The organism is Phyllobacterium sp. SL163 (assembly GCF_049896885.1).
GTDB classification, from domain to species: domain Bacteria; phylum Pseudomonadota; class Alphaproteobacteria; order Rhizobiales; family Rhizobiaceae; genus Phyllobacterium; species Phyllobacterium calauticae.
On sequence record NZ_JAFCVE010000004.1, the window covers coordinates 514,855 to 524,920 of the forward strand.

General features: G+C 61.9%; 10 protein-coding genes and 1 pseudogene. 2 read left to right on the top strand and 9 right to left on the bottom strand.

Features of this window, described 5'->3' with window-relative positions; translation table 11 throughout:
- Window positions 1-140: 140 nt before the first annotated feature.
- Window positions 141-902 carry a hypothetical protein gene (locus tag ACP7B1_RS12230; RefSeq protein ID WP_346307105.1) on the top strand — a complete coding sequence of 254 codons (762 nt, stop codon included), beginning with the start codon at window positions 141-143 and terminating at the stop codon, window positions 900-902.
- Here ACP7B1_RS12230 and ptsP read toward each other — a convergent pair.
- Genes ptsP through ACP7B1_RS12255 form a run of 5 tightly spaced genes read right to left on the bottom strand, consistent with a single transcriptional unit; the run spans window position 899 to window position 5,615 of the window.
- Window positions 899-2,869, bottom strand: coding sequence for a phosphoenolpyruvate--protein phosphotransferase (ptsP, locus tag ACP7B1_RS12235; protein ID WP_346307106.1), 1,971 nt, complete (start codon window positions 2,867-2,869; stop codon window positions 899-901). The genes ACP7B1_RS12230 and ptsP overlap by 4 nt on opposite strands.
- A gap of 51 nt (window positions 2,870-2,920) precedes the next feature.
- Entirely contained in the window at window positions 2,921-3,298 is a 378-nt protein-coding gene (locus ACP7B1_RS12240) for a PTS glucitol/sorbitol transporter subunit IIA (RefSeq protein ID WP_346307107.1), read from the bottom strand.
- A gap of 29 nt (window positions 3,299-3,327) precedes the next feature.
- Window positions 3,328-4,344: a PTS glucitol/sorbitol transporter subunit IIB gene (gene srlE / locus ACP7B1_RS12245; RefSeq protein WP_223612651.1), complete on the bottom strand. Its 1,017-nt coding sequence runs from the start codon at window positions 4,342-4,344 to the stop codon at window positions 3,328-3,330.
- Between the two features lie 22 nt (window positions 4,345-4,366).
- Window positions 4,367-5,125 (bottom strand): PTS glucitol/sorbitol transporter subunit IIC, encoded by a 759-nt coding sequence (srlA, locus tag ACP7B1_RS12250; RefSeq protein WP_223612650.1) that lies wholly within the window; start codon window positions 5,123-5,125, stop codon window positions 4,367-4,369.
- 55 nt (window positions 5,126-5,180) lie between these two features.
- Window positions 5,181-5,615: a transcriptional regulator GutM gene (locus ACP7B1_RS12255; RefSeq protein WP_346307112.1), complete on the bottom strand. Its 435-nt coding sequence runs from the start codon at window positions 5,613-5,615 to the stop codon at window positions 5,181-5,183.
- A 171-nt stretch (window positions 5,616-5,786) separates the two neighbouring features.
- Between ACP7B1_RS12255 and ACP7B1_RS12260 the strand changes: the two genes are divergently transcribed.
- Entirely contained in the window at window positions 5,787-6,437 is a 651-nt protein-coding gene (locus tag ACP7B1_RS12260) for a hypothetical protein (RefSeq protein WP_346307108.1), read from the top strand.
- Here ACP7B1_RS12260 and ACP7B1_RS12265 read toward each other — a convergent pair.
- The 4 genes and pseudogenes from ACP7B1_RS12265 to ACP7B1_RS12280 form a co-directional block, all read right to left on the bottom strand.
- Complete coding sequence (locus ACP7B1_RS12265) at window positions 6,418-7,752, bottom strand: acetoin dehydrogenase dihydrolipoyllysine-residue acetyltransferase subunit (RefSeq protein WP_346307109.1); 1,335 nt, start codon at window positions 7,750-7,752, stop codon at window positions 6,418-6,420. The genes ACP7B1_RS12260 and ACP7B1_RS12265 overlap by 20 nt on opposite strands.
- 3 nt (window positions 7,753-7,755) lie before the next feature.
- Window positions 7,756-8,754 carry an alpha-ketoacid dehydrogenase subunit beta gene (locus ACP7B1_RS12270; protein ID WP_182549470.1) on the bottom strand — a complete coding sequence of 333 codons (999 nt, stop codon included), beginning with the start codon at window positions 8,752-8,754 and terminating at the stop codon, window positions 7,756-7,758.
- Between the two features lie 12 nt (window positions 8,755-8,766).
- Window positions 8,767-9,792: a pyruvate dehydrogenase (acetyl-transferring) E1 component subunit alpha gene (pdhA, locus tag ACP7B1_RS12275; protein ID WP_346307110.1), complete on the bottom strand. Its 1,026-nt coding sequence runs from the start codon at window positions 9,790-9,792 to the stop codon at window positions 8,767-8,769.
- A 46-nt stretch (window positions 9,793-9,838) separates the two neighbouring features.
- Window positions 9,839-10,066, bottom strand: a pseudogene (locus ACP7B1_RS12280) (homoserine dehydrogenase); the annotation flags it as partial.

Here is a 10,066-nt window from a genome sequence, read left to right on the forward strand (position 1 = left end):
CGCATCCGTTTCCTGCCAGTGCCAGATTTGTGTGCTGACAAAACAACGCCGTGCACAGTACACTCCGGCAGAATATTGTTTAGCAAGTCACCAAAAGCAGATACAAAGCATTATCCACTTTGCAAGTCGAGGTCTGCCACATGATCAGGGATATTTCAAACGAGATTGTCGTCGGCCTCAAGGACCGGTTGCGCGATGTCCGGCACATGATCCGGGCCAGCCGCAGCGACAAGATCAGGACGGCCGCCCCTGAAGGTCCGGAAGCTTTACTCGGTCATGCCGCCCGCGTCGTCGACAAGGCGCTGACCGTGGCCGAAAAAATCTCGATTTCGCTGGTGTCGCAGGATCCGAAGGCCCATTCGGCCACCATCGAGGCGCGCAGCCTGCATGCCTATTTTCCCGCCGACAGCGCCAAGGGCGAAGCCCTGTTCCGCCGCGATGTCTATTATCTGGCGAAACGTATTTTCACCGTTCTCGGCAGCGAAAACCCGGTGGTTCACGAGGCGACCTTTGCCTCCGTCCATGCGATCATGATTCGCCGGCATGCCGACCGCATCAACGCGGCAACCCGCACGAACGGCTTGACCGAGATATCGGATGCCTGCGCGGCCCTGACCTTTGAACTGCAGGCGAGCCACCAGGCCCAGCCGCTGCCCCCGCACATGCCGGGTGACAACGGCCCGGACATGGCGACCCGGTTCCTGTGCTTCTCCGCCATTGCGCTTGCCATCGGCCTTGCCAGCTACAGCGACAATGAAGAGCCGGGCGACGAAAAGCTGGTGGAGAGTGCGCTGCTGGCACTGAAAGCCCGCCACACCAGCCTCATCGAGGCCACGCAGGGCAAAAACCGGACGGATGCGCTGTCCGGTCTTTTCGCGTTCCTGATTCCGGTCCTGCCTTAAGCGGTTTTAGCACCGTCCAGAACGCACTTCTTGGCACGCTGGATCGATGACGGGCTCATGCTCAGCTCGGTCAGGCCCATGGCGATGAAAGCCGGGATCAGGTCCGGGCGCCCGGCGGCTTCACCGCACATCCCGACCATGATGCCCGCATCGACCCCGGCCTTTGCCGTCAGTTCAATGGCGGCCATGACGGCGGGATGAGTTACGTCATTGAGCTTGGCCACCGTCGGGTTGAGCCGGTCGGCGGCCATGATGTACTGCGTCAGGTCGTTGGTGCCGATGGAAAAGAACGCGACTTCCCTGGCCAGTGCCGGAGCAATCAGCACGGCGGCCGGTGTCTCGATCATCACACCGAGATCGAAATGCGCAAATGGCGTGCCAGCGGCCGCCAGTTCCCCGGCGCACTCCTCGATCAGCGCCTTTGTTGCCTGCACCTCGCCGACACCCGAGATCATCGGCAGCATCACCTTGATGTTGCCGTGGACAGCGGCGCGCAGCAGCGCCCGCAGCTGCGGCTTGAATATATCCGGCCGGTCCAAGCACATGCGAATGCCGCGCCAGCCGAGGAACGGGTTTTCCTCATCGGGAAAGTCGACCCCGGCGATCGGCTTGTCGCCGCCGATGTCGAGCGTCCGCACGATCACCGCATGCGGCGCAAAGGCTTTGGCGAGGCTGGAATAGGTTTCCGCCTGCAGATCTTCCGATGGCAGGTGGATATGCCGCATGAACAGGAGTTCGGTACGGAACAGGCCGACGCCCATGGCGCCCGCTTCCTTCGCCGCATCGATTTCCTCGAGCGAACCGATATTGGCGGCAATGTCGATGACCGTGCCGTCGGCGCGCCGGGGCGTAACGTCCTTATAGGCGGTCAGCGCGCGCTTTTCCGCTTCAGCCTTGGCAATGGCCGCCTGAAAACGATCGGCAACGGCCGTATCCGGATCGGCGAAAACCGCGCCGCTGTCGCCGTCGAGCGCAACGGTCCTGGCATCCTTCAAATCGAGCACTGCGCGGCCAAGGCCAAGCACGGCGGGAATGCCATGGGCACGGGCAATGATGGCGACATGCGAGGTGGCGCCGCCATGGCCGCAGATCACCCCGGCAATGCGCTTCAAAGGCGCGCGGGCAAGATCCCAGGCGCCGATATCCTCGGCAACCAGGATCGAACCCTCGGCGATGGTATCAAGGTTGACGTCTTCCTGCCCCAAAAGGGCCAGGCATATCTGCCGCCCGACCGCATTCACATCGTCGGCGCGGGCGTTGAGATAGGGATCGTCCATGGTTGCGAAATCGGAAGCGATCTTCGATGTCGCCCCGATCACCGCCGAAACCGCGTCGATCCCGCCTTCGACAATGGCAATCGCCCCGCCGGTCAGTTCGTCGTCATTGGCGATATCCTTCAGCGCCGCGACAATACCGCGATCACTGTCCGCCAATCCGGCTTCCGACAGCGAGGCGTCCATGCGCTTCTGCACGGTGGCGATGGCCTGCTTCAGCCGCAAAACCTCGTCGGCGATGGCGTTGGCCGCCAGCGGGCGGTTCTCATGCTTGATCTCTGCGGGAAAAAACCCGTAGACGGGGCCGACGGCCACGCCTTCGCTTGCAGCGACACCGCGCAGGACACCATCGGCGGCAGGACCATGCGCAGGCCTGTTTGCGGCGGGCTTCCCGGCATCCGGCTTCGGCGGCTGGACCGCGCCGTCATCTTCGATCCCCGCATGCGGGTTTTCGAGGTAGCCGATCAGCGCCTCGATGGCTTCGATGGCATCGGCACCGGTTGCGCGGACGGTGATTTCCTCGTTTTCCTTGACGCCAAGCAGCATGAGTTTGACTGAACTCTTGGCGCTGACCGACCTGTCATCCTTGACCAGCTCGATATCCGATTCGAAACTCTTGGCGAGTTTGACAAACCGGGTGGCTGGCCGCGCATGCAATCCGTCATGCACCCGCACAATCGTCGAGCGTTCCATGCTTTACTCTCTTTGGTATTTCGTTCTGTTTCGGCCTGTCAGTCCTGAACCCTATCCGATGGTGATGGTCGCCCCCACCTTGAGGGTTGAGACCAGTTCGCCGGTATCCACTTCCGATGCACAGATTTCACCGGGACGGTCAACATGATCGGACCCGTTGAATGTGATGACAACATGGCCGATGTCCCGGACCTTTTGCCAGGCATAGTCGCCGATGCCGGTTATCTCAGCCGAGAGATCGCCGATGCGGATCACCGAACCGACCGGCGGCGTTGCTTCCGACGGCGTGCCGTCGACCAGATGCAGGATCGAAACCTCGGCAAGTTCCGGCGGCGCGCCATCGGCAAACAGGATGACAACGCCTCCCTCTGCGAGGTCCGCCACCTCGGGACCCACGGCTGTGACCCGTGTTTTCAAAAGAACTGACATGATGGCGAACCTCTTCTTGTTAATCGGGTTTAGAATACGATCAGGCTGACAACCCAGGCGATCAGCACCGAGACGGGACCCATGATCTGGCGGCTGATCAGAACCGCCGGGACACCGATCTCGATCGTCTTGGGCTTGGCTTCACCCAGCGCCAGTCCGACCGGCACGAAATCACAACCGACCTGCGTGTTGTAGGCAAACAGTGCAGGCAGGGCCATTGCGGGCGAAATCGTGCCGTTGGCGATCTGCGGACCAATGATGGCAACGCCGATGACCTGGGCAATCACCGCGCCCGGTCCCAGGATGGGTGACAGGAACGGCAGGCCGCAAATGGCCGAGATGATCAAAAGACCGACGATGTTGTTGGCAAGCGGACCCATCGGCTGGGCCAGCACATCGCCGATCCCCGTATAGAGGATGAAGCCGATGAGCATGGTCACGAAGGCCATGAACGGCAGGACGTTGCGGATGACCTGATCGATCGTGCGGCGGCCGGCATTGAAGAAAATGCCGACGACACGGCCCATGACCCGGCCAACCGAACTGATCAGCCCGATCAGGCCGCCTTCGCCGTTGTCCGATGCCGTATCCGTGCGGCTGGACATGGCAGCGGCCATTTCCGCCGGTGTCGGCGTGGCAGCGGCCCCCGCCACCGTGGCTTCCTGCGATCCGTCGGCAAGCTCGATATTGGCTTCCTTGACGCCGGAGACATAGATGTCCTCGGTGATGAACTGTGCCAGCGGGCCGGACTGGCCGACAGGCGTCAGATTGACGGTTGGAATGCGCTTGCGCGGATAGACGCCGCAGCGTGCGGTACCGCCGCAATCGACGACGACAACGCCCATTTCGCCTTCGACCGGCGGCGACTTGAAGCCATCGACGGCTTCACCGCCGGTGAGTTCGGCGATCCGGCGCGCCACGGGATGAATCCCGCCGCCCGTGACGGAAACGACCTTGTTGCGCTGCGGTGTCAGCTGGATGGTCAGCGGGCCGCCCCAACCGTTGGAGCCCTTGGATATTTTGACTGGTTTATAGGTCTTCGACATTGTTTTTCTCCCCACCCCTGACTTAAAGCTCGATGCCCTGGCGCCGCGCCATGATGGCGGTGATGCGCTCGGTCAGCATGCCTTTGAGGAGGATGACCACGAGACCGACAATGGCGTACCAGATCGCCACCCGGATGTGATAACCGGCGGGAACAAGACCCTTCTTTTCCAGTTCGAGCAGGGCCACCAGAATGCCGCCCCAGACGAAATACTCGCCGGGATTGATATGCGGGAACAGGCCGAGCGGCGGATGCACATAGGACACGGCAGCGTCATAGAACGCCGGCTTGTGCTTTTCCTCGAGGAACGAGCCGAACGTATAGGCCATCGGATTGGTCAGGAAGAACACGGAGAGCAATGGCAGCACCGTGTAACGGGTCAGGGCAATGCGGCCCGCGCCGCGCGCGATGCCATGGACACGCTCTTCGCCGACCAGTTCGGTCAGCGCGTAGAAGGCGGTCATCAGCACGACGAGTGTCGGGATGATACCGGTGACGAAACCGGCAAAGACTTCGCCGCCCTTCTGGAAAATACCGATGAAGTATTTACCGGCGCTGGTCAGCCAGCCGAGCTGCTCTTCCTTCTGCACGTTCTGCAGCTTGTTCTTGAATTCCTCGACGGAAATATCGCCGCTGGATTGCGCCAGCACCACGAGGTCATTGCCCGCGTGGTGGATAGCCTGTTTGCCGTGCAGCGCAGCATCCGAGACCATCGACCCTGCCACCGACAGATGGTGCATGGTGACGTCGGCGTGCTGTGCCAACATTGTTAGAATTGACATGTTCCCTCCTCCTTATCGGCCATTTGCTTGGGTACGGCCACCCCCGGGCTTGCCCCTATGCGTTGACTGTCTTGATTCCTGCCAGGCCCGGCCGCTTCGGCTCGGCACGCGCACGATCGATCTGCTCGATGGCGCGCTCCGCCGCCTTGGCCAGGGCGGGGTCTTCCACGCCGGATAGGAGCGGATCGGCGCGCAGGGCGTTCAGCGTGATTCCCTCGAACTCCGGCCGCCGCGCAAACTTCGCGAAAACCGAACGGCCGCGCATCACCAGGAAGCGCTGCACCACGAGATCCGGCGTCACCACCACGAGAGCGATGACGCCTTTGCCGAAACGTCCGCGCACATTGCCTGCACCGACATATCCGTCGTTGTATTTCGACGTAATTCCCTTCATCACATCGCCATAATGGCGCATCTGGTACCAGACGCCCAGCGACTGCAAAGCCCAGAGAACTCCAAGGGCAAGCAATCCCCATTGCCACATCGCCATGTCTTCAACCTCCCATTGTCCAGTCATAAACATATGCTATGCCGGAACGGAAAAATATAGAACATTTGTTTTTTGTAATGTCAATATGTATGATTTCCTGTATCATTGAAAACTTGGCTTCCTCTGCATTGAAGCGTAAGACATTGATGGAACTGATCAGAGAGATACGGCATGGATTTTCTGTTTCGCGATGAGCTGGTGAATACGCCCGACCTGCGCCACCGCCTGCGGCGGCTGCGCTGGTTCCGCATGGCCTTTCGCAAGAATGTCGCGCTGATTGCCGAGCATTATGGCTACCGCTTTGTCATTGACGAAACGAAGCTGACCGCCGCTTTCCTCAACTGGATCGAAACCGTCGAGCAGCAGAAATCCTTCGCCCGCATCGACCGCAAGGACTTCATCATCTTCGCCGCCGGTCTGGTGCTGAAGGAACTCATCACCGAGGCGCCCGCCAAGGTCCAGGGGCATACGCCGCAGACCAATGCCGATGCCACCGAAATGGCCGATATCATCGCCTTCTGGCCGGAAGGGTTTCTCTACACCAACTTCTGCGTCGGCACGATTGCCGCCATCTACGAACAGGAATTCGGCACGGCGCCGCAAATCGCCAGCTGCGCCAACGACCTGCGGACCTGGTGGTCCTACAAGGAAAATGTCACGGAAATGCCGGGCTACGCCGTGGCCTTTCTCGACAAGTTCCTCGGTGCGGAGCCAAACTGGGTCATGCCCAACCTGGCATCCGCCCGCAGCGCCATCCAGCGCGCCCTCGTCGCGTCGAAGGGCGCCAGCCGCCTGACCGCGACTACCCCGCCGACCGGCTGATTTCCCGCAGGATCCGCACGACCTTTTCCCGTTGCTCCAGCTGCGGCATGTGCCCCGTACCGGCAAAGACATGGACGGCGATCTCGCCGGGCAGGCCTGCGGCATGGGCTGCCGGAATGATCCGGTCCGCCGCCCCGACAATCACCCGGACCGGCATGGCCAACCCGGCAAGGTTTCTGCGGATATCGAAGACCTGCGTGCCATCGGCAAAGAAGCGGTCGGCCACCAGCTTTTGCGCCGCGCGCAATCCTTCGTCCTGCGACTGGGCAAGCGTTGCCTTGACGAAGGATTTGGTGAGGAGGCTCTCATCCTGCACCAGCAGTTTCATCCAGGCGACGAGACTGGCTTCGGCCCTTGCGCGGACGAACCCCTGCAGGAACGCCCCGTTGATTTCAGGGCCGAGCCCGGCTGGCGCGATCAGCGTCAGGGCGCGGATATCGAGGTTGCCGCGCGCCGCGACCTTGGCCGCAACCGCCGCGCCGAAGGAATGCGCCGCCAGCACGACCGGCCCCGCATGATGGGCGGCAATCGTCCGCTCCACCAGCGCGGCAATGGAATCAATGTCCGCCGGAATGTCGCGCGGTGATTCGCCATGCCCCGGCAGATCAATGGCCAGGATCGGGCTATCCAGCGTTGTCCCGGCCAGCATCGGCCGCCAGCTGTTGAGATCGGAACCGAAGCCGTGGATCAGCACCAGCGGCGCGAGCGTCGCATCGTTGCCCTGCCGCAGCCAGACGGCATGCAGCGGCGCTTCACCGGTCTTGGCCTGCACGGGAACAGTAACAGCCGGTTGAGCCGCCGCCGGTCGCGCCTGCGGAACATTGGCTTCAACGTCCCTGCGCTGAATCCGGCCCTTTGGACCGGAGCCCGCAACCGACGTAAGGTCGATCCCGCTTTCTCTTGCGATCCGCCGCGCCAATGGCGTCGCGCGGACACCATCCGCTGCGGCAGCCGCTGCGACAGGCAGGATTTGCGCAACCGCGGCAACCGGCGAGGCAATGGCAGCATCCAGCGATGTGCTGGAGATGGCGGTCTCCATGACATCCGGCTGGCTTGCCGGTGCGGCATAGGTTTCGCCTTCCGCATAAATCCACGCGACGCACTGGCCAACGGGCACGACGGCGCCTTCCGCGGCCTTGACGTCACGCAGGATGCCGGAGGCTGGCGCATCCACTTCCATGGCAGCCTTGTCGGTCTCGATTTCGAACAGCAGCTGACCCTTGGAAATGCTGTCGCCTTCCTTGGCGTACCAGCGCGAGATCTGGCCGGTCTCCATATCCATGTCGACCTTGGGCAGGATGACTTCGGTAGGCATGAGCTATCGCACCCCCTTCACGAGATCGCGGGCGCTGGCAAGAATGCCCGGCACCTGTGGCACGGTGGCTTTTTCCAGTTCCGGATTATAGGGGATCGGTGTTTCCGCCCCGCCCAGCCGCACAATCGGCGCGTCGAGATAATCGAAGGCCTCGCTTTCGGCGATCATGGCGCTGACTTCCGCGCCGACGCCGAGGGTTTTCACGCCCTCATAGACGCACATCAGCTTCGACGTCTTCTTGACGCTGGCAATGATCGTGTCCTTGTCCATCGGCCGGACGGTTCTCAAGTCGACGACTTCGACGTTGATCCCTTCCTTTTCCAGCTCTTTGGCCGCTTCCAGCGCCTTGTGCACCATAATGGCCGAGGCAACGATGGTAAGGTCCGTGCCTTCGCGCACGACGGCCGCCTTGCCGATCGGTACGGTGTAATAGCCTTCGGGCACCGGCCCCTTCATCTTGTAGAGCAGCTTGTGCTCGAAGATCATCACCGGGTCCGGGTCTTCGATGGCAGCCAGCAGCATGCCCTTGGCATCGTAGGGCGTGGACGGCTGGATGACCTTCAGGCCGGGAACGTGGCCGAGCCAGGCTTCGAGGCTCTGACTGTGCTGTGCCGCCGCGCCCGTGCCGGAACCGGCGGGAAAACGCATGACCAGCGGCACCGAAACGGCACCGCCCAGCATGTAGCGGATCTTGGCCGCCTGGTTGACGATCTGCTCCATGGCCAGCGCCGCAAAGTCGGAGAACTGGAACTCGAAGATCGGCCGCATGCCGGTCAGCGCCGCGCCGACGGCAACGCCCGCACCGCCAAGCTCGGAAATCGGCGTGTCCATCACCCGGTCCTCGCCGAAGCGGTGCACGAGATCGCCTGTGACCTGGAAGGCGCCGCCATAGACGCCGATATCCTCGCCCATCAGGAACACCCGGTCATCGGCCTCCATGGCAAGCGCCATGGCTTCCTGGATAGCCTGCGAATAGCTCAGCTCGCGGATTGTCTCATTCATCTGGAAAGTCTTTCAGTCCGTGTACACGTCGCGCGTGAGATTGTTCAGATCGGGAGATGGGCTGTTCCTGGCAAATTCGATCGCCTCGGCGATCTCCTTCTCCACATCCGCGCGGATGGCTTCGATATCCCCATCGGTGACGAAGCCGAACTCCTTCAGCTGGGTCTCGAACAGGTCGATGGGATCACGGTTGGCAATCCAGTCCTCGATCTCTTCCTTGGTGCGGTAGCGGTTGCGGTCGCTCTTGGAGTGGCCGCGATGGCGATAGGTCTTGCACTCGATCAGCGTCGGGCCCTCGCCGCGCCGCGCCCGCTCGACAGCCTCATTGGAAGCCTCGGCGACATCCGACAGGTTGTTGCCGTCAACGATCACGCCCGGCATGTTGTAGCCGGCGGCGCGATCCGCCACGTTCGGCACCGCCGTCGACCGCTTGGTCGAAGTGGACATGCCGTAGCCATTGTTCTCGCAGACGAAAACCACCGGCAGCTTCCAGATCGCGGCAATATTCAGCGCCTCGTGAAAGGCGCCTTCATTGTTGGCGCCGTCACCGAAATAGGAAATGACGACCTTGCCGTTCTTCTGCTTCTTGGCGGAAAGCGCGGCACCCACGGCAATCGGAATACCGCCGCCGACGATGCCATTCGCGCCGAGATTGCCCTTGGACACGTCGGCGATGTGCATGGAGCCGCCGCGGCCCTTGCAATAGCCGGTTTCCTTGCCGAAGAACTCGGCAAACATTTTTGACACTTCCGCGCCCTTGGCGATGCAATGGCCGTGACCGCGATGGGTCGATGTGATCATGTCATTGTCATGCAGCGGCATGGATATGCCGACGGCGCTGGCTTCCTGCCCGATCGACAGGTGCATCGTGCCGTGGATGAGCCCGCGCGTGTAGGATTCTTCCGCGCCCTCTTCGAAGCGGCGGATGAGATACATCTTGCGCAGGGCTTCCTTCAGCTGCTCCGGAGAATAGTGCCGGAACGCGAAAGGAAGATTGCTGCCATCATCCTTGAGTTTGGCGTTTGTGGCGGGAGCCATGCTTGGCACTCCTTAGCTGTTTGCCCTGAATTCTGGTTGCCGGACGTCACGCGCCATAAACGAGCTTGTCCTGCCGCTGCCTGAGTTCGACGATCTTCGAGCCGGGGATGGGGGCGGCATTGGCGCTGGTGATGAGTGCACCCTTGGCGATGGGCGCCGTCACCGTGCCACCCTGCAACAGGCCGCAGGGGATGGCTCCGGCGGCGCGCGCCTCCGGCGCCGTCATGATCCAGGCGCGGTAGCAATATTCGCCGATCGCATCGAGCGTGTCGCC

Excerpts from the sequence above, each read along its gene's own strand:
- ACP7B1_RS12230 (WP_346307105.1), top strand. The coding sequence starts at position 141 with ATGATCAGGGATATTTCAAACGAGATTGTCGTCGGCCTCAAGGACCGG.
- ptsP (WP_346307106.1), bottom strand. The coding sequence starts at position 2,869 with ATGGAACGCTCGACGATTGTGCGGGTGCATGACGGATTGCATGCGCGG.
- ACP7B1_RS12240 (WP_346307107.1), bottom strand. The coding sequence starts at position 3,298 with ATGTCAGTTCTTTTGAAAACACGGGTCACAGCCGTGGGTCCCGAGGTG.
- srlE (WP_223612651.1), bottom strand. The coding sequence starts at position 4,344 with ATGTCGAAGACCTATAAACCAGTCAAAATATCCAAGGGCTCCAACGGT.
- srlA (WP_223612650.1), bottom strand. The coding sequence starts at position 5,125 with ATGTCAATTCTAACAATGTTGGCACAGCACGCCGACGTCACCATGCAC.
- ACP7B1_RS12255 (WP_346307112.1), bottom strand. The coding sequence starts at position 5,615 with ATGGCGATGTGGCAATGGGGATTGCTTGCCCTTGGAGTTCTCTGGGCT.
- ACP7B1_RS12260 (WP_346307108.1), top strand. The coding sequence starts at position 5,787 with ATGGATTTTCTGTTTCGCGATGAGCTGGTGAATACGCCCGACCTGCGC.
- ACP7B1_RS12265 (WP_346307109.1), bottom strand. The coding sequence starts at position 7,752 with ATGCCTACCGAAGTCATCCTGCCCAAGGTCGACATGGATATGGAGACC.
- ACP7B1_RS12270 (WP_182549470.1), bottom strand. The coding sequence starts at position 8,754 with ATGAATGAGACAATCCGCGAGCTGAGCTATTCGCAGGCTATCCAGGAA.
- pdhA (WP_346307110.1), bottom strand. The coding sequence starts at position 9,792 with ATGGCTCCCGCCACAAACGCCAAACTCAAGGATGATGGCAGCAATCTT.